17 protein-coding genes are annotated in these 18968 nt (G+C 70.3%); 12 read left to right on the top strand and 5 right to left on the bottom strand.

Going from position 1 to position 18968, the window contains the following annotated elements; genetic code table 11:
* Positions 1-2: 2 nt before the first annotated feature.
* Entirely contained in the window at positions 3-470 is a 468-nt protein-coding gene (locus AC3A6J_RS24075) for an Lrp/AsnC ligand binding domain-containing protein (RefSeq protein ID WP_487862518.1), read from the bottom strand.
* 88 nt (positions 471-558) lie between these two features.
* On the opposite strand from AC3A6J_RS24075, the gene AC3A6J_RS24080 reads away from it, so the two are divergent.
* The 12 genes from AC3A6J_RS24080 (at position 559) to AC3A6J_RS24135 (ending at position 13871) form a co-directional block, all read left to right on the top strand.
* Positions 559-3549 carry an L-glutamate gamma-semialdehyde dehydrogenase gene (locus AC3A6J_RS24080; RefSeq protein ID WP_487862519.1) on the top strand — a complete coding sequence of 997 codons (2991 nt, stop codon included), beginning with the start codon at positions 559-561 and terminating at the stop codon, positions 3547-3549.
* Positions 3550-3658: 109 nt separating this feature from the next.
* Positions 3659-4933, top strand: a complete 1275-nt coding sequence (locus tag AC3A6J_RS24085; RefSeq protein WP_487862520.1) for a Glu/Leu/Phe/Val family dehydrogenase — start codon at positions 3659-3661, stop codon at positions 4931-4933.
* Positions 4934-5076: 143 nt separating this feature from the next.
* Positions 5077-5763 (top strand): DUF2242 domain-containing protein, encoded by a 687-nt coding sequence (locus tag AC3A6J_RS24090; RefSeq protein ID WP_487862521.1) that lies wholly within the window; start codon positions 5077-5079, stop codon positions 5761-5763.
* An 85-nt stretch (positions 5764-5848) separates the two neighbouring features.
* Positions 5849-6367: an RDD family protein gene (locus AC3A6J_RS24095; protein WP_487862522.1), complete on the top strand. Its 519-nt coding sequence runs from the start codon at positions 5849-5851 to the stop codon at positions 6365-6367.
* A gap of 9 nt (positions 6368-6376) precedes the next feature.
* Positions 6377-7087, top strand: coding sequence for an RDD family protein (locus AC3A6J_RS24100; protein WP_487862523.1), 711 nt, complete (start codon positions 6377-6379; stop codon positions 7085-7087).
* Positions 7084-8073, top strand: a complete 990-nt coding sequence (locus AC3A6J_RS24105) for a stage II sporulation protein M (protein ID WP_487862524.1) — start codon at positions 7084-7086, stop codon at positions 8071-8073. The genes AC3A6J_RS24100 and AC3A6J_RS24105 overlap by 4 nt, the downstream gene beginning before the upstream one ends.
* On the top strand, positions 8063-8794 hold the full coding sequence (locus AC3A6J_RS24110; RefSeq protein ID WP_487862525.1) for a hypothetical protein: 732 nt from the start codon (positions 8063-8065) through the stop codon (positions 8792-8794). The genes AC3A6J_RS24105 and AC3A6J_RS24110 overlap by 11 nt, the downstream gene beginning before the upstream one ends.
* Positions 8781-9581, top strand: coding sequence for a DUF4129 domain-containing protein (locus AC3A6J_RS24115; RefSeq protein WP_487862526.1), 801 nt, complete (start codon positions 8781-8783; stop codon positions 9579-9581). Before AC3A6J_RS24110 ends, AC3A6J_RS24115 begins: the two co-directional genes overlap by 14 nt.
* Positions 9578-10876, top strand: a complete 1299-nt coding sequence (locus AC3A6J_RS24120) for a DUF4350 domain-containing protein (RefSeq protein ID WP_487862527.1) — start codon at positions 9578-9580, stop codon at positions 10874-10876. Before AC3A6J_RS24115 ends, AC3A6J_RS24120 begins: the two co-directional genes overlap by 4 nt.
* Positions 10877-10895: 19 nt before the next feature.
* Entirely contained in the window at positions 10896-11891 is a 996-nt protein-coding gene (locus AC3A6J_RS24125; protein ID WP_487862528.1) for an AAA family ATPase, read from the top strand.
* Positions 11892-11904: 13 nt separating this feature from the next.
* Positions 11905-13269, top strand: a complete 1365-nt coding sequence (locus AC3A6J_RS24130) for a DUF58 domain-containing protein (protein ID WP_487862529.1) — start codon at positions 11905-11907, stop codon at positions 13267-13269.
* A 44-nt stretch (positions 13270-13313) separates the two neighbouring features.
* Positions 13314-13871, top strand: coding sequence for a DUF805 domain-containing protein (locus tag AC3A6J_RS24135; protein ID WP_487862530.1), 558 nt, complete (start codon positions 13314-13316; stop codon positions 13869-13871).
* Between the two features lie 12 nt (positions 13872-13883).
* Here AC3A6J_RS24135 and rocF read toward each other — a convergent pair whose 3' ends face one another.
* The 4 genes from rocF to AC3A6J_RS24155 form a co-directional block, all read right to left on the bottom strand.
* Positions 13884-14816: an arginase gene (gene rocF / locus AC3A6J_RS24140; protein WP_487862531.1), complete on the bottom strand. Its 933-nt coding sequence runs from the start codon at positions 14814-14816 to the stop codon at positions 13884-13886.
* Positions 14813-16870, bottom strand: coding sequence for a prolyl oligopeptidase family serine peptidase (locus tag AC3A6J_RS24145; protein ID WP_487862532.1), 2058 nt, complete (start codon positions 16868-16870; stop codon positions 14813-14815). The genes rocF and AC3A6J_RS24145 overlap by 4 nt, the downstream gene beginning before the upstream one ends.
* A gap of 48 nt (positions 16871-16918) precedes the next feature.
* The gene (locus AC3A6J_RS24150; protein WP_487862533.1) at positions 16919-18181 is read right to left on the bottom strand and encodes a branched-chain amino acid ABC transporter substrate-binding protein; all 1263 of its coding nucleotides are present in this window, start codon (positions 18179-18181) and stop codon (positions 16919-16921) included.
* 65 nt (positions 18182-18246) lie between these two features.
* The gene (locus tag AC3A6J_RS24155; RefSeq protein ID WP_487862534.1) at positions 18247-18960 is read right to left on the bottom strand and encodes a TetR/AcrR family transcriptional regulator; all 714 of its coding nucleotides are present in this window, start codon (positions 18958-18960) and stop codon (positions 18247-18249) included.
* Between the last annotated feature and the right edge of the window lie 8 nt (positions 18961-18968).

Raw genomic sequence — 18968 nt, forward strand, 5'->3', positions numbered from 1 at the left:
CACTACGCCGCCAGCGGCAACCGCGCGCTGCTCTTCACTTCTTCCATCACCGCGTAGGTCCGGGTCTCGCGCACGCCGGGCAGCTGCCACAGCACGGTGCCTGCGAACTCGCGGTAGGCGGCCATGTCGGCCATGCGCGTCTTGAGCAGGTAGTCGAAGCCCCCCGCGACCATGTGGCATTCCATGATCTCGTCGCGCACCTGCACCGCGGCCTTGAACTGGTCGAACACGTTGGGCGTGGTGCGGTCGAGCAGCACTTCGACGAACACGGTGAAGCCGCGGCCCAGCTTGTGCGGGTCGAGCCGGGCCTCGTAGCCCTGGATGAAGCCCTCGCGTGTGAGCCGCTGCACCCGCGCAAGTACCGCGGTGGGCGAGAGCGCCACCGCTTCGGCCAGCTTGAGGTTGGTGATGCGGCCATCCTGCTGAAGAATCTTCAGCAGGCGGAGATCGATGCGGTCGAGGTCTGGCATCCGAGAATTATCCGGTTGAAACCTTATTTTTTCGCAGAAGATTCGGCGTATGTCGAAAGACTATAGGGGATACCTTCAAGGAATCGCCATGCACTTGCCCATCCCTTACCGCCCCGAGTCCGAGGTCGTCGCCGACCGGCTCGCGGCCCTCGAACACGCGCTCGACTGGCATGCCGCCGCGGCCTTGGCCACGCCCTGGGTCGAAGCGGTGCGGCGCCATCCGCCGCCGTTCTGGGCCATGGAAAGCCTGCTGCGCGAATACCCGATCTCGAGCGCCGAGGGCCTGGCGCTGATGCGGCTGGCCGAGGCGTTGCTGCGCGTGCCCGATGCCGCCACGGCGATCGCGCTCACGGCCGACCAGCTCGGCCGCGCCGATTTCGAGGGCGCGGCCGACTCCACGCTCTCGCGCCTTTCGTCGGCGGCCATCGCCATGTCGAAGAAGTTCCTGCCCGAGGGCAACCATCCACCGGGTCTCATGGCCAAGCTCGGGTCGCGCACGGTGGTGGCGGCCACCCTGCGTGCGGTGCAGCTGCTCGGGCGGCAGTTCGTGCTCGGCCAGACCATTGCCGAAGCGCTCGGCGAGGCACGCGCCGCGCACCGCAAGCAAGATGCCCTGCGCTTCAGCTACGACATGCTCGGCGAGGGCGCGCGCACCGACGCCGATGCGCTGCGCTACCTCGAAAGCTACGCCCGCGCCATCGCGGCGATCGCCGCCGGCACCGACGCCGCGGCCACGCCCGAGCGCAACGACGGCATCTCGATCAAGCTCAGCGCACTGCATCCGCGCTACGAAGAGGCGCAGCGCGAGCGCGTGCTCGACGAGCTGGTGCCGCGCGTGTGGCGTCTCTGCGAACTCGCGGCCGCGGCCAACCTCAACCTGACGATCGATGCCGAAGAGGTCGATCGGCTGGAACTCTCGCTCGACGTCTTCGAGGCCCTCGCCGCGCGCGTGGCGTCCGCACACCCGCAGTGGCAGGGTTTCGGCCTGGCGCTGCAGGCCTACCAGACGCGCGCGCTCGAACTCGTCGCGCATGTCGCGGCGGTGGCGCGCCGGCATGGGCTGCGCCTGATGTGCCGGCTCGTGAAAGGCGCCTACTGGGACGCCGAGATCAAGCGCGCGCAGGAGCTCGGCCTGCCGCACTACCCGGTCTTCACGCACAAGCACCACAGCGACATCAGCTACCTGGCCTGCGCGCGCGCGCTGCTCGCTGCGCCCGACGCGGTCTACCCGCAGTTCGCGACCCACAACGCGGGCACCATCGCCGCGATCCTGCAGATGGCCGAAGCGGCGGGCGCGCCCTTCGAGCTGCAGCGCCTGCACGGCATGGGCGAGGGCGTCTACCGCGAAGTGATGAAGCAGCACCCGGGCGTCGCCGTGCGCGTGTACGCGCCGGTGGGCCAGCACCGCGACCTGCTGGCCTACCTGGTGCGACGCCTGCTCGAGAACGGCGCCAACTCCTCGTTCGTGAACCAGCTCGGCGACGACGCGGTGCCGGTCGGCGAACTGCTGATGTCGCCGCTGCACATCGCGCACGACAACCCGCTGCTGCCGCTGCCGCCCGCGCTCTTCGGTGCGCCGCCGGCCCGGCGCAACAGCGACGGCGTCGATCTTGCGGTGGCCTCGATGCGCGCGCCGCTGAGCGCAGCGCTGGCGACATGCCGCGTTCCCGGCGTGGCCGAATACGATCCCGCGCGCGTGCCCCAGGCCGTGGCCGCCAGCGCGGCGTGCTTTCGCGACTGGCGCCAGACCCCCGTGGCCGCGCGTGCCGCGATGCTGCGGCAGGCGGCCGATGCGCTGCAGCAGGCGCTGCCGCGGTTCTGCGCACTGCTGGTCAAGGAAGCCTTCAAGACCTGGGGCGACGCGGTCTCCGAGGTGCGCGAGGCGGTCGACTTCCTGCGCTATTACGCCGACGAGGCCGAACGCATCATGCAGCCCGTGGTGCTGCCCGGGCCCACGGGCGAGCGCAACGAACTGCGGCTCATCGCGCGCGGGCCATGGGTGTGCATCAGCCCGTGGAATTTCCCGCTCGCGATCTTCACGGGGCAGGTCGCGGCCGCGCTCGCCACCGGCAACACCGTGCTCGCGAAGCCGGCCGAGCAGACGCCCGCCGTGGCGCGCGAAGCCGTGGCGCTGCTGCATGCGGCGGGCGTGCCGGCCGATGCACTGCAGCTGCTGCACGGGCCCGGCGAGACGGTGGGCGCTGCGCTCGTGGCGGCGCCCGGGGTGGCCGGCGTGGTCTTCACCGGCTCGACGCAGGTGGCGCGCACCATCCACCGCGCGCTGGCCGCCAAGGACGGCCCGATCGTGCCGCTGATCGCCGAGACCGGCGGCATCAATGCGATGCTGGTCGACTCGAGCGCGCTGCCCGAGCAGGTGGCCGACGCGGTGGTGCAGAGCGCGTTCCGCTCGGCCGGCCAGCGCTGCTCGGCGCTGCGGCTTCTGGTGCTGCACGAAGGCATCGCCGACGCGGTGATCGAGATGGTCTGCGGCGCGGCGCGCGAACTCGCGGTCGGCGATCCGGCGCTGCTGTCGACCGACGTCGGCCCGGTCATCGATGGCGAGGCCGCGGACAACATCCGCCGCCACCTGGCGCGCCTCGATGCGCAAGCCAGGCGCCTGTACCCCGCGGCGTCCTCGGCGAAGGCGGCGGAGGGAGAGTGCGGCAACCTGATCGTGCCGCATGCCTACGAGGTGCCGGCGATCGATGGCGTGACCAGCGAGATCTTCGGCCCGGTGCTGCAGATCGCGCGCTGGGGAAGCGGCGCGCTGGCGGACCCCGCGGCGGTGATCGAGCGCATCAACGCGCTCGGCTACGGCCTCACGCTCGGCATCCAGACCCGCATCGACTCGCGCGCGCAGGCGCTCGCGGCGCGCGCGCACGTGGGCAACGTCTATGTCAACCGCAACATCATCGGCGCGGTCGTGGGCGTGCAGCCCTTCGGCGGCGAGGGCCTGAGCGGCACCGGCCCCAAGGCCGGCGGGCCGCACTACCTGTACCGTTTCTGTGCCGAGCAGACCGTCACCGTCAACACCACCGCCGCCGGGGGCAATGCCGCGCTGCTCAGTGGCGCCAGCTGAGGCGGCCCAAACCGCTCTTGCATAACCGCTTTCGCCGCGCGCATAAGGCGTGGCGCGGCGGTCGCGGGAGGTCTATCGTGGCGGGATCCGTTCCAACCAAGGTGTCTTCATGAGTGAAAAGCTCTCCTTCGTCAGCCCGACCGCCAACAGCCCCTGGGGCACGTACCTCTCGCAGGTCGACCGCGTGGTGCCGTACCTGGGCCCGCTGGCCCGCTGGGTCGAGACGCTCAAGCGCCCCAAGCGCGCGCTGATCGTCGACGTGCCGATCGAGATGGACGACGGCACCATCGCCCACTTCGAGGGCTATCGCGTGCAGCACAACATGAGCCGCGGCCCGGGCAAGGGCGGCGTCCGCTTCCACCCCGACGTCACGCTCGAGGAAGTGATGGCCCTGTCGGCCTGGATGACCATCAAGACCGCCGCCGTCAACCTGCCCTACGGCGGTGCCAAGGGCGGCATCCGCGTCGACCCGAAGAAGCTCTCGCAGCAGGAACTCGAGAAGATCACGCGCCGCTACACCAGCGAAATCGGCATCATCATCGGCCCGCACACCGACATCCCGGCGCCCGACGTGAACACCAACGCGCAGATCATGGCGTGGATGATGGACACCTACTCCATGAACGTCGGCGGCACCGCCACCGGCGTGGTCACCGGCAAGCCGCTGCACCTGGGCGGCTCCCTCGGCCGCGTCAAGGCCACGGGCCGCGGCGTGTTCGTCACCGGCCGCGAAGCCGCGCGCCGCCTCGGCCTCGACCTGCGCGGCGCGCGCATCGCGGTGCAGGGCTTCGGCAACGTGGGCTCGGTCGCGGCCGAACTCTTCGCGGAAGCCGGCGCCAAGATCGTGGCGGTGCAAGACCACACCGGCACCATCGTCAACGCCAACGGGCTCGACCTGACCCGACTGGTGCCGATCTCGCGCACCGACGGTGTGGTCGGCTTCAAGGCCGGCGGCGACATCGTGCCGAACGAAGACTTCTGGGACGTGGCCTGCGACATCCTCATTCCGGCCGCGCTCGAGGGCCAGATCACGGCCGAGCGCGCGAAGACCACCACCGCCAAGCTCGTGCTCGAAGGCGCCAACGGCCCGACGGTCCCGATGGCCGACGACATCCTCGCCGAGCGCGGCGTGCTCGTGGTGCCCGACGTGATCTGCAATGCCGGCGGCGTGACCGTGAGTTACTTCGAGTGGGTGCAGGACTTCTCGTCCTTCTTCTGGGACGAGGACGAGATCAACGTGCGCCTCGACCGCATCATGATGAATGCGCTCAACCACATCTGGGACACGGCCGACAAGCACAAGATCACGCTGCGCACTGCAACCTATGCGGTGGCCTGCGAACGCATCCTGACGGCTCGCCAGGAACGCGGACTCTATCCTTGACCCACCCCCGTAGCGGCTCACTTCGTGTAGCCGCCTCCCCCTCAAGGGGGCAACACCAGCGGCCCGGCAAAGCCGGTTCCGCGGTGTTCCTGGTACGCCCTCTCGATAGGCTTGTGGCCCGGCCCGGTTAGGATTCGCGGCCCATGCCGACCACCCTCATCCGTTCTTCCGCTGTTGCTTCCTTCTGCGCCTTCCGCCGCCCGGTGCTCGTTCTGGGGCTGCTGGCCGCGCTGCTCGTCGCGGGCTGCGGCAGCAGCGCGTCGCGCCGCACGTCGTACGCGACCGAGGAGTTCGACTCCACCACCACCCACACGCGCACCTACCCCGCGACCGACGCGCAAACCTGCGAGGCTGCGCGCCGCGCGCTCCTGAGTCAGGGCTACATGGTGCTGGCGGCCAATGCCGACCTCGTGACCGGGCGCAAGAGCTTCCAGCCGGCGCCCGAGGTGCACGTCGAGGTCGAGTTCCGCGTGGTCTGCGCTCGCGAAGGCGGCCGTGCGGGGCGGCAGCAGAGCACCGTGGCGTTCGCGACCGCGCTGCAGGACCGCTACGGCATCAAGAAGGTCAACAACTCGGCGAGCGTCGGCGTGGGTGCCATCGGCTCGCTCTCGCTGCCGTTCGGCGGCAGCGACGACGCGATGGTCAAGGTGGCGAGCGAAACCCTGACGGACGAGCGCTTCTACGACCGCTTCTTCACGCTGGTCGACCGCTTCCTGCAGGGCGGCGGCCCCGACGTGCCGCCCGATTTGCCGTCCGGCGACAGGCCCGCGGAGGCGCCGGCGGCTCCGGCCACCACCTTCCCCGTGCCGCCATCCCCGAACCGCGGCTGACGCGGCTCCGGCCTGTCAAATCGCCCCACTAGAATCGTTGAGACAAGAAAACAAGCAAGTATTCAACCGCTTTCTGGAGGGGTCCATGGAAGGGCAGACGGAGGACGCGCGCTACGCGCCGCCGCAGTCGCACGTCGAGGACGTGGTGCTGCCCGGCGACGCGCAGCCGGGTGAGCTTGCATCGCGCGGCAAGCGATTTCTCGCAGCCATGCTCGACGGCGGCATCGCCGTCGGCGTGATCTGGCTGCTGTCGGTGCTCACGCCGATCAACGTGTGGGACGACGACGGCAGCAGCCTCTGGGAACCCCAACTTTTCGGCGCCCTCGTGGGCTTTCTGACCTACGTCGCGCTGCACGGCTACCTGCTCGCGGCCCGCGGCCAGACCATCGGCAAGGCGATTTTGCGGATCCGCATCGCACGCCCCGACGGCAGCAAGCCGTCGCTGGGCCGCATCCTCGGCCTGCGCGAGAGCCTGCAGTTCCTCACGGCCGTGATCCCGATGGTCGGGCAGATCTTCGTCATCGTCGATTGCCTCTTCATCTTCCGTGCATCGCGCCGCTGCCTGCACGACCAGATCGCCGATACCGTCGTACTCCAGGCCTGAGAAGGTCGGGTGCCGCCTGTGCGACTCGACACGCTCTACACCGCCGAAACACCCGAGGGCATCGCGCTGTCGCTGCGGCCCGCCGGACTGGTGGCGCGCGGGCTCGCCTACCTGATCGATTTCGCGATCCGGCTCGGCATCTTCGCGGCGATCGCCATGGCCGTCGGCCTGCTCGGCAAGATGGGCGCCGGCATCCTGCTCGTGAGCTACTTCTGCCTCGAATGGTTCTACCCCGTGGTGTTCGAGCTCACGCGCGCGGCGGCGACGCCCGGCAAGCGCGTGATGGGCCTGCGCGTGGTGATGGACTCCGGCCTGCCCGTCACGCCTGCCGCCGCGCTCACGCGCAACCTGCTGCGCGCGGCCGACTTCGTGCCGTCTTTCTATGGCGCCGGCATCGTCTCGATGCTCTGGCGCGCCGACAGCAAGCGGCTCGGCGACCTCGCTGCCGGCACGCTGGTGGTGTTCGGCGATCCGGTGCGCCTGCATGGCGAAGTGCCCGCTGCCGAAGCGCAGGCACCGGCACGGCCGCTGTCGGCGCGCGAGCAGCTGGCGGTGGTCTCCTGGGCCGGGCGCGCCACGCGGCTGACGCCCGAGCGCCTGGACGAGCTCGCGCGCGTGGCCGAACCCGTGCTGGCGCCCGGCGCGGCCGGCGCCAGCGCGTCCGAGCGGCTGCTCGGCGTCGCGCAGTGGGTAATGGGACGCCGCGGAGGCGGGCGATGACGCCGCTCGACTTCGAAGCCGCGTACGCGCCGCTCTGGGCCGAGCTCGAGGCCGTCATCGCCACGGCCGACAAGAAGCGCCGGTTCGACGGCGCGCGCCTGGCCGCGCTCTACCGCCGCGTGTGCGAGCACCTCGCGCTGGCGCAGGCCCGGGCCTATCCGATTCACCTGACCGAGCGGCTCGAAAACCTCACGCAGGACGCGCACCGGCTCATCTACCGCCGGCACGACTACGGGCTCGCGCGGCTCGGCCGGCTCGCGCTGGTCGACCTTCCGCAGGCGGTGCGCGCGCACCACGCCTACCTGCTCGCGGCCACGCTGATGTTCCTCGTGCCGCTGCTGGTGGCGGGCTGGGCGGCCTGGCGCGACCCAGGCTTCATCCTGCACCTGCTCGATGCGCGCGACGTCGAGGAGTTCGACGCGATGTACGGCACGCAGGCCGAAGCGCTCGGGCGCACGCGCGGCGCCGGCGACGACTGGCAGATGTTCGGCTACTACGTCATGAACAACATCGGCATCGGCTTTCGCTGCTTCGCGGCCGGCATCTTCGCGGGCGTGGGCAGCGCCTTCGTGCTGGTGTTCAACGGCACGCAGATCGGCGCGGTCGGCGGCTACCTGATCGGCGCCGGGCATGCCGGGAACTTCCTTTCCTTCGTCGTCACCCATTCGGCCTTCGAGCTCACGGCGATCGTGCTGGCCGGCGCGGCGGGCCTGCGGCTCGGCCACTCGTGGCTCGCCCCCGGGCGCCACACGCGGCTCGAAGCGCTGCGGCTGGCCGCGCGCGATGCGGTGGTCGTGGTCTACGGCGTGCTCGGACTGCTGCTGCTCGCCGCGGCGGTGGAGGCCTTCTGGTCCTCGGCGCGGTGGGTCGCGCCGGCCGTGAAGTACGGCGTCGGCGCCGCCTGCTGGGCGCTCGTGCTGGCCTACTTCGGCTGGCAGGGCCGGCCGCGCAGGGAAGCCGCCCCAAGGAGCCGCGATGCAGGTTGACGGCCTCGCGATCGTGCTGCGCCCCCGGTCGATGGCCGAGGCGTCGGACCTCGGCGCCGCGCTCGTGCGCCGCCACGCGCGCTCGGTCTGGGGCACCTTTTTGCCGGTGTACGCCGTGGTGGTGGTGCTCGCGCTCTGCACGGTCGAGATCGCGGGCTGGCTGCCGAGTCTCGTCATCTTCTGGCTCAAGCCCTGGCTCGACCGCAGCCTGCTGTTCGTGCTCTCGCGCGCGGTGTTCGGGCAGGAGACGCGCTGGACCGACCTCTGGGCGCGGCGCGGGCAGGTCTGGGGCGGCCAGTGGTTTCGCACGCTCCTGTGGCGGCGCTTCTCGCCCTGGCGTTCGTTCACGCAGGCGGTCGACCAGCTCGAAGGGCAGCGCGGCAGCGCGCGCCGCAAGCGCCGTGCCCAATTGCTGCATGCGCGGCGCGGTACAGCCGGCTGCATGCAGCTGGTGTTCGCCCATGTGGAGATGGCGCTCTGTTTCTGCCTTCTGTCTCTGCTGCTGTGGTTCGCGCCCGAAGGCGATGCGAGGGACGTCATGGACTGGCTCGTGAATTCTGCCGGTACGGGCGAGAGCCTGCTGGTCGCGGCCGCGTACGCGGTGGTGGTCGGCGTGCTCGAGCCTTTCTACGTCGCGGCCGGTTTCGCGATGTACCTGAACCGGCGCGTGGAACTCGAGGCCTGGGACATCGAGCAGGAGTTCCGGCATGGCTTTCGCTGACCTCCGGCCGCGGCTCGGTGCCGGCGTGCTGGCCGTGCTGTGCGCATGCGCCATGCCTCTGCCCGCCGTGGCCGCCGCACCCGCACCGGCCGCCACGCGCGAGCAGGTCGAGGCCGCCGTCGAGCGGCTGCGCGCCGATCCCAACCTGCCCGGCACGAAGACCGAGAAGAAGCTGCGCTTCAAGGACCGCGGCGAGGAAGACGACAAGGAAGAAGAAAAGTCCGCCAAGGACGGCGGCAGCATCGACTGGCTGCGCGATTTCGCGAAGGCCGTCGCCGAAGGCGCGCGCTGGCTCGTGTGGGGCCTGGGTGCGCTCGCGCTGGCCTGGCTGGTGTTGCGGCTGCGGCGCTGGACGCAAGTGCGCGCGGCCGGCGGACGGCTGCCCGGCGACACCTTGCCGAGCCATGTCGGTAGCCTCGACATCCGGCCCCGGAGCCTGCCCGACGACATCGGCGGCGCCGTGGCCGCGCTCTGGCAGCGCGGGCAGCACCGGCCGGCGCTGTCGCTGCTGTACCGCGGCGCCCTGTCGCGCCTCGTGCATGTGCATGGCGTGCCGGTGCGCGCCGCCAGCACCGAGGGCGAGTGCGTGGCGCTCGCGGCCGCGCGGCTGCCTGCCGCGGCGCAGGCCTTCCTGGTGCGGCTGGTCGATGCCTGGCAGCTCGCGGCCTACGGCGGGCGCTTGCCCGCGACCGCGCAGGTGCTGGCCGTGTGCGGCGAGTTCGACCGCCATCTGGGTGCCGGGGCGGATGCCGCGGCACCGGCGCCCGGCGAGGTGCCGCACCGATGAACCCCTGGATCGCGCGCATCGCGGCCGTGCTGGTGCTGGCGTTGCTCGGTGGCTGGCTGGTGTCCGCCACCGAGTGGGCCGACACCGAAGTGCCGACGCCCGCGACAGGCGAGGCCAAAACCAACTCGCTCTACGCGGTGCAGGGCCTGCTGCGCGCGCTCGGCGCCACCGTCGTCCAGCGCAACAGCCTCGACGCGATGCCGCCTGCGAACGCGCGGCTGCTGCTCGGTTCGAGCCACTGGGACCTCTTTCCCGAGCGCGCCGAACGGCTGCGCGACTGGGTCGAGCAGGGCGGACACCTCGTGATGCCCGCTCACCTGGTGCGCGACGAGATGCTCGAGGACTGGATACCGCTCGCCGAGGAAGACTGGGCCCGGCCCGAGCGCGCGGACGACGAGAAGAAGACGGAGAAGGCCGCGGCGCCGGCGAAGCAGTCCAGGGCCGCGCGCGCCGACCGCGCCCGGCGCGCGAAAGACGCCGATTGCCACGCGGTGATCGAACCCCACAGCGTGCCCGCGACGTTCCAAGGCGGCCGCAGCTTTCGGATCTGCGCCGCCTGGACCGGCGCGCAGTTCGTGGCGGCCGACCCGGCCGACCCGCCGCTGTGGGCCGTGCAGGCGCCGCGCGGCACCGAGGCGATCCGCGTGCGCGTCGGCCGCGGGTCCGTCACCGTGTTGCCCTGGGGCTTGCTGCACAACAGCCATCTGCTGCGGGCCGACAACGCACTGGTTGCAGTAGCCGCGCTCCAGGCCGGCGCCGGCAGCGAGGTCTGGTTCGTCACCGAGGAGGCGCGCGAGCCGTTCCTGAAGTGGCTCTGGCAGAAGGGATGGGTGGCGCTCGTCGCGGGCCTGCTCGCGTTGGCGGTGGCACTCTGGCGCGGCGCGGTGCGCTTCGGTCCGCTCGCGCCCGCGGCCGGCACGCACCGGCGTTCGATGGCGGAGCAGGTGCGCGGCACGGCTGCGTTCCTGCACATGCACGGCAACGGCGCGCTGCATGCGGCGCAACTGCGCGCGCTCGACGAATCCGCCCGGCGCCACCTGCGCCAGCATGCGCAGCGCGATGCCACCGCGCGTGCGGAAGCGATCGCCGCGGCCACGGGCATCGATGCCGCCCGCCTCGGCCACGCGATGGCGGTGCGCGAGCGCGGCCCCGACGCGATGGCGCTCGACCTCGAAGTGCTGGAGCAAGCGCGCCGCCGCCTCGACGCGCACGCAGCCGGCGCCCGCACGTCGACTTCGACTTCGACTTCGACTTCGACTTCGACTTCGACTTCTTCTTCGTCCTTCCTTCCCTGATCCCGAACCGAGAGCAACCATGCAAGCCATCTCCCCCGAAGAATTGACGCGCGCAACCCAATGGCTGCAGGCGCTGCGCACCGAGGTCGGCCGCGCCGTGGTCGGCCAGATCGAGGCCGTCGACCAGGTGCTGGTGGCGCTCGTGGCTTCGGGCCACGTGCTGATCGAAGGCGTGCCCGGGCTCGGCAAGACCCTGCTCGCGCGTGCGCTCGCGCAGGCCATGTCGCTGCGCTATGCGCGCGTGCAGTTCACGCCCGACCTGATGCCCTCGGACATCACGGGACATTCGGTGCTCGATCCCTCGGCGCCGGGCGAGGGCGGCATCGGGAGGCTGCGCGTGCACCAGGGGCCGGTGTTCACCCATCTGCTGCTGGCCGACGAGATCAACCGCGCGCCGGCCAAGACGCAGAGCGCGCTGCTCGAGGTGATGCAGGAATACCAGGTCACGCTCGAAGGCCGGGCCATGCCGCTGCCGCGGCCCTTCATGGTGTTGGCCACGCAGAACCCGATCGACACCGAAGGCACCTATCCGCTGCCCGAGGCGCAGCTCGACCGCTTCCTGCTGAAGATCGACATCGGCTATCCGAGCCACGGCGAAGAGAACGCGATCGTGCAGCTCACCACGCTGCAGCGCGCGGGCAACCAGTTTCCGCTCGATGCGGTGACACCCTGCCTCGACGAGGCGCAGGTGCTCGAGCTGCAGCGGCTCGCGTGCCTGGTGCAGGCCGACGAGCGCGTGATCGACTATGCGGTGCGCATCGCGCGCGCCACGCGCGACTGGCCCGGCCTGTCGTCGGGCGCCGGGCCGCGCGGCACCATGGCGCTGGTGCGTGCCGCGCGCGCCGCCGCGCTGATGGCCGGGCGCGACTTCATCACGCCCGACGACTTGGCGCGCCAGGCGCTGCCGGCGCTCAGGCACCGCGTGACGATCTCGCCCGATGCGCAGCTTGAGGGCACCAGCGTCGATGCGCTGCTCCGCGCGGCGCGCGATAGCGTAGAAGCCCCGAGGCTGTGAACCACCGGACACCATGACGCGTGCCGTCCCGATCCCCGCGCGCGCCCTCGTCTGGGTGCTCGGCGGCGCGGCCGTGGCCGCGGCGCTGGCCCTGCTGCTCGGCATGCCGATCGACGGGGTCGCCACGGCGGCCGGTTTGCTGCTGGGGGCCGGCGCGCTGGGCGTGGGCATCGATCTCTGGCGCAGCTGGCGCCTGTGGCGCGCGGCGCCATTGCGCGTCGAGCGCACGCTGCCGGGCGCCTTCTCGATCGGCGTGCCCACGGTGTTGACCCTGACGCTCGTCAATGACGGTACGCATGGCTGGCAGGTGTCGGTGTTCGACGAGGTGGACGTGCATTTCGCGTTCGAAGGGCTGCCGCAGACGGTGACCGTGCCGCCGGCCGCGCGCGTGACGCTGCGCTACACGGCCACCGCCACGCTGCGCGGCGTGGCGCAGTTCGGTGCCACGCAGCTTCGCTGGCGCACGCGCGCCGGCGCGTTCGAAATGCGGCAGGCGCTCGGCGAGCCGCGGCGCGTGCGGGTGTATCCCAACTTCGCGGCGCTCGCGCGCTACGCCTGGCTTTCGGGCGACCGGCGCCTGGCGCAGATCGGCATCAAGACCTATGCGCAGCGCGGTCTCGGCACCGACTTCCGCCAGCTCGCCGACTACCGCACCGGCGATTCGCTGCGCCACATCGACTGGAAGGCCACGCTGCGCCATCGCCGGCCGATCGTGCGCGAATTCCAGGACGACCGCGACCAGTGCGTGTTCTTCCTGCTCGACTGCGGCCGCCGCATGCGGGCCGACGAGACCGGCACCGCGGCGCAGGCCGGCAGCCATTTCGACGAGGCGCTGAATGCGCTGATGCTGCTGAGCTACGTGGCGCTGAAGGAGGGCGACGAGGTCGGCGCCATGACTTTCGGCTGCGCGCCCGCCGAGCGGCGCGACTTCGCGCCGCGCAAGGGCACGGCCACGCTCAATGCGCTGATGAACCGGCTGCACGATATTCAGCCCGGCGCCACGCATTCGGACTACCTGCTCGCGGCGCAGCAGCTGCTCGCCGTGCAGCGGCGGCGCGCGCTGGTCATCGTGCTGACCAACTTCCGCGACGAAGATGCCGCCGAGCTGCGCCCCGCGGTCCGGCTGTTGCGCCGCCAGCACCTGGTGCTGGTCGCGAGCCTGCGCGAGCGGGTGCTCGGGCGCATCGCGGGCCAGCCGATCGCGCGGCCGCAGGATGCGGTCGAAGTGGCCGCGGCCCACCTGTTCGAGCAATCGCGCCGCGACGCCTTTGCGCGCGTGGTCGGCAACGATCCGCTGTCGGTCGATGTCGAGCCGGCCGGGCTGGCGGTCGCATTGGTCAACCGCTACCACGCGGTCAAGCGGGCGGGCCTTCTGTAGCGTGCCCAGGCACAACGTTTTCATCAACCAAGAGGAGAAGAACCATGTCCGAACCAGCAGTCAATCCGTATGCCGCCCCGCGCGCCGCGGTGGCCGACGTCTACGACGGCGACCCTGGCGTGCAGCCCGTCAAGCTGTGGTCCGCCAAGGGCCGCATCGGGCGCGCGCGTTTTCTCGCGTACACCTTCTATTCGTACCTTCTGTTCATTGCGGCGGCCTTCGCGTTCGGCGCGGTCATCGGGTTCGCGGGCGCCGGCGAGTCCGAAGGCGCCATCGGGCTCATGACCCTGGTGATTTCCATTCCCTATTTCGTGTTCTACGTGCTGATCGGCATCCAGCGCTCGCACGACATGGACTGGTCCGGCTGGATGCTGCTGCTGGCGCTGATCCCGCTGGTGGCACTCATCTGGGTCTTCAAGTCGGGCACCCAGGGCAGCAACCGCTTCGGCGCGCCGCCGCCGCCCAACACCACCAGCGTGCTCATCGGCGCATGGCTGCTGCCGATCCTCGTCGTCCTCGGCATCCTGGCCGCGATCGCGCTGCCGGCCTACCAGCAATACGCCAACCGGGCAGTCACTTCGCAGGTTGAGCAGCGGCCCTGACGCGCACCGGCCTCAGCGCACCAGCGTCGACTTGCCGAACAGGCTCTGCAGCAGCTCGACCGCGACCTCGGCGGTCTGGTTGCGCACATCGAGCGCGGGATTGAGTTCGACGATGTCGGCAGAGCCGAGGCGGCCGGTGTCGGCGATCATTTCCATGCACAGCTGCATCTCGCGGTAGGTCGGGCCGCCGCGCACGCCCGTGCCCACGCCGGGCGCGATGCCGGGGTCGAGGCAGTCGAGGTCGAAGCTCACATGCAGGTGGGTGTCCTCGTCCACGTCCTGCAGCGCCTCGGTCATGGTGGTGCGCATGCCGTGCTCGTCGATGTGGCGCATGTCGAACACATGCAGGCCGAGCGTGCGGATTGCTTCCTTCTCGTCGGCATCGACGCTGCGGATGCCGATGAAGCGGATCGCGTCGTGCTCGACCGCCGCGCGCTCGCCGCTCCAGCCGGTGAGCGCAGCCGGGCCGTGCCCCAGCAGGCACGACACCGGCATGCCATGCAGGTTGCCGCTCGGGCTGGTGGTCTCGGTGTTGACGTCGGAGTGCGCGTCGAGCCACAGCACGCGCAGTTTGCGTCCGCGCTTGCGCGCATGCCACGCGACGGCGCTGATCGAGCCGATCGCGAGGCAGTGGTCGCCGCCCAGCATGAGCGGCACGTGGCCGGCACCGAGTGCGGTGTCGATGGCGGCGTACACCGAGCGGTTCCAGGCGATCACCTCGTCGAGGTGCCGCAGACCGTTGGCCGGCAGCGTCCACGGCGTGGCCGGGCCCGCGAGGTTGCCGCGATCGATCAGCTCGAAGCCCTGCGCGGAAAGCGCCTCGGGCAGGCCCGCCACGCGCAGCGCATCGGGACCCATGCCGGCACCGCGCACGCTGGCGCCCACGTCGGTCGGTGCGCCGATCAGTTCGAGTACGGTGGCGCCGCTGCTGTTGCTGCTCGTCATGCCGATCGCCCGATGTGCTGCCAGAGAAAGGCGTAGCCCAGCGCATCCATGAAGGCCGCGGCCTTGTTGTCGGCCGCCGCGCTGTGGCCGCCTTCCATGTTCTCGTAGAACGCGGTCTGGTGGCCCATGGCCGCGAGCTTCGCGTGCATCTTTCGCGCATGGACCGGGCCCACGCGATCGTCGCGCGTCGAGGTGGTGAAGAGCGCGGGCGGGTACTTCGCGCCGGGCTTCGCGTTCTCGTAGGGCGAGAGGGCCTGGAGCCAGGCCCATTCGGCGGGGTCGTCGGGGTCGCCGTACTCGGCGATCCACGAAGCGCCGGCCGACAGCTGCGTGTAGCGCCGCATGTCGAGCAGCGCCACTTCGCTCACGATGGCGCCGTAGAACTGCGGGTACAGCGTGAGCATGTTGCCCATCAAGAGCCCGCCGTTGCTGCCGCCCATGGCGCCGAGGTGCGCCGGCGAGGTGATGTTGCGTGCGATCAGGTGCTCGGACACGGCCGCGAAATCCTCGCAGGTGCGAAGCCGGTTCTGCTGCAGCGCGGCCTGGTGCCAGCGCGGGCCGTACTCGCCGCCGCCGCGGATGTTCGCGACCACGTAGACGCCGCCGCGTTCGAGCCATGCACGTCCGATGCTGCCGCTGTAGCTCGGCTGCAGCGAGATCTCGAAGCCGCCGTAGGCGTACTGCAGCGTCGGGTTGCGGCCGTTGGCCTGCAGGTTCTTCGGCGCGATCTCGAAGTAGGGCACGCGGGTGCCGTCCTTCGAGGTGGCGAAATGCTGGCTCACGCAGAAGCGCTCCGCGTCGAAGAAGGCGGGGCTGTGCTTCAGCGGCGCGGGCTCGCCGCCGCCGACGGTGCCGATGTAGAGCGTGGTTGGTTGCAGGAAGCCGCTCACCGTGAGGAAGTAGTCGTCGTTCTCGTCTTCGTCGATGCCGCCGGCCGCGATGGTCGACAGCGCCGGCGCACCGCCCAGCGGCTCGCGCCGCCACGGCGTTTGGCCCGGTTGCGGCGTGAGCACCTCGAGCTTGTTCACCACGTCGTGCATCACGTTGAGGATCAGGTGGTGGCGGGTCCACGAATAGTCGTCGAGTGCGGTGGTCTCGCCGGGCTCGAACAGCACCGTGAGCTCGCGCCGGCCCGCCATCCAGTCGTCGAAGCGCGCGGCCAGCAGCGAGCCGGGTGCATGGGTGGTGCTGCCCACGGTCCAGGGGCTGCGCGGCTCCACGAGCATCCACTCGCGCGTGATATCGGTGTTCGCGTCGTCGGGCACGTCGATCTTCACGAGCCGGCCGTCGCGCGTGCGAAGCCAGGTCTCGCTGTCGTAGAAATCCATCTGGCGCGAGACGAAGTCGCGCTCGAAGCCGGGCGTGGTGTCGCGCCAGGCACTGGCCGTCATGTCGTCGGTGCCGGCCTCGTAGACGGTCTGGGCGCTGGCCAGCGGCGTGCCGCGGCGCCATTCCTTCACGATGCGGGGATAGCTCGAGGTGGTCATCGAGCCCGGGCCGAAATCGGTGGCCACGTAGAGATGGTCGATGTCCTTCCACGCGACGCTGCTCTTGGCCTCGGGCAGTTCGAAGCCGCCGGCCACGAACTGCTTGTCTTCGAGATCGAACTCGCGCACCACGTCGGCATCGGCGCCGCCGCGCGAGAGCGACAGCAGGCAGCGCCGGTAGCCGGGCTGCAGGGTGTCGGCGCCGTGCCAGACCCAGTTCTCGTTCTCGGTCGCCGCGAGCGCATCGAGATCGAGCACGGTCTCCCACGCGGGCTGCGGCTTGCGGTATTCGTCCAGCGTGGTGCGGCGCCAAAGCCCCTTGGGGTGCTTGCGGTCGCGCCAGAAGTTGTAGAAGAAGGGCCCGATCTTGCGCACCATCGGAATGCGGTCGTCGGCATCGAGCACCTCGAGGATGCCCTCGGCCATGCGCTCGAATTCCGGCGATGCCGCATAGCGCTGCACGGTGGCCGCGTTGTGCTGGCGGGCCCATTCGAGCGGCTCGTGGCCGTCGATGTCCTCGAGCCAGAGGTACGGGTCGGATGGCGCGGGCGAAACGGGAGAGGTCATGCGCGCAGTGTACGAAGCCTGCGCCAAGACCATGCCTTGCGCGGGTTTTCAGCGTCCGGGGCGCACCATCTTGCAGTCGGTGCCCTGCGCCAGTTCGTTGCCGGTGTAGACCGCGTCGGTGCGGAAGCCGTAGTCGGTGCCTTCCCAGCCCACCTTCACGGCCTTGCCGTCGACCGGTGCGATGGTGTTGACCACCTGCGGCAGCAGCAGCTGATGGTCTTCGGCGCGCATGCGCACCGGGCCCACCACCGAATCGAAAGTCATGTCCTCGAGCGCGCTCGCCACCTTCACGCTGTCGGTGCTGCGGGCCTTGTTGATGGCGGCGGCCAGCATGCGCGGCGTGAGGTCAATGCGCGGCGCGAGAAAGTCCTTGCCGGTCTTGGCCTTGTAGGCCTTGGCGAGCGCTTCGGCGCGCGGCGTGTCGGCCTGGCCCGGGTGCCATTCCGCGACCCAGGTGAGCTGCCCTGTCTTGGCCTGCGACACTGCGAGCACCGTGCCGGGCACCGAGCCCGCGCTGTGGTTGAAGTAGCGCAGGTTGTAGCCTGCGTCGCCCGCGGCCTTCAGCAGCAGGGTCATGTCCTGGCCCCAGTTGCCGGTGATCACCGAATCGGCGCCGCTCTGGCGAATGTTCGCGATGTAGGGCGAGAAGTCCTTCACACGGCCGATCGGGTGCAGGGTCTCGCCGACGAACTTCACGTCGGGCCGCGCCAGGCCCACCATCTGGCGGCCGTAGCTGGCCCACTGCTTGCCGTGGGCGTAGTCCTGGTTCAGCAGGTAGATCTTCTGGACGTCGGGCGTCTTCTTGATGTAGTTGGCCAGCGCCTTCATCTTCATCGCGGTGTTGGCCTCGGTCTGGAAGTGCCAGAAGCTGCAGTTCTTGCCGGTCATCTCGGGATCGACCGACGAGTGGTTCAGCACGATCAGTTCCTTGCCCGGGTTGCGCTGGTTCCAGCGGTTCGCCGACTGCACGAGCGCGGCGACCACAGACGACCCCGAGCCGCCCGTGATGATGGCCTTGGCGCCCTGGTCGATCGCGGCCTGCAGCGCGCTCTGGCTCTCCTGCGCCGAGAGCTTGCTGTCGAACTGCAGCAGTTGCAGCTTGGTGCCGCCGAGCACGCCGCCCTTGGCGTTGATCTCTTCCACGGCGAACTGGATGTGCGTCAGCATCAGTTCGCCGACGTTGGCGAAGGGCCCAGACAGCGGATCGATGTAGGCGACCTTGTAGGTGGCGTCCTGCGCCTGGGTCGTGCCGGCGAGGGCCATCAATGTGGCGAATGCGACAGGGGCGAGGCGTGCGGTCTTCGGTGTCATTGCTGTTTGTCTCCCATGGTTGTCAAGAAAAACACTTCGCGGCAAAGCCGGCGGCCTCCGCGCCTTCAGCGCGGCGCCGGCGTGCGAAGGCCGATCACCCGGGTGGCGAGCCGGGTGAGTTCGGCCGTCACCTCGTCGGGCGAGAGTCGGCCATTCGGGCGGTACCAGGTGTAGAGAAAACCGGGCAGGCTCAAAGCCGCCAGCGCGGTGATCTTGGTTTCGGTGAAATCGAGGTCGCCGTCGCGCCGCGCTTCCTCGAGCAGCGGGCAGAGCAGTTCGTAGAAGTGGTTGGCGAGCTTCTTGGCCGCCGCCAGGTACTCGGGCCGGTACACCTGCGGTTCGCGGTACGGAAAGAAGGCGCAGGGGTGGTGTGCCACGGTTGCGCGGATCAGCCGCTCGATGCCTTCGAGCACCTTCTCGCTGGCGCGGCGCGGATCGTTGGCGGCGAAGTCGAGCGCGGTGAAGCAGTCGACCGTGGGGCGCCACGACAGCACCTCGAAGATCTCCTGCTTGTCGCGGAAGTAGTAGTACACGAAGGGCTTCGTCACGCCGAGTGCGCGCACGATCTGCGCCATCGTGGTGTTGGCGTAGCCCTGCGCGGCGAAGAGCCCTGCCGCAGCCTGCAGGATGCGCTCGCGCTGCACGTCGGTGCCCTGCGTGGCAGCCCGCTGCCGCCCGGTGCCCTGCGGCAGGTCGGTTCGCATGATGGGCTGCCTTGCCGCCGCAGCGGCCTGGCCGCGTGCAGAGGGTTTGTGCCGTGTCGCCGAAGTTATACCCATGGGTAGGA

This window comes from Variovorax sp. Soil_C_39 (assembly GCF_057656815.1).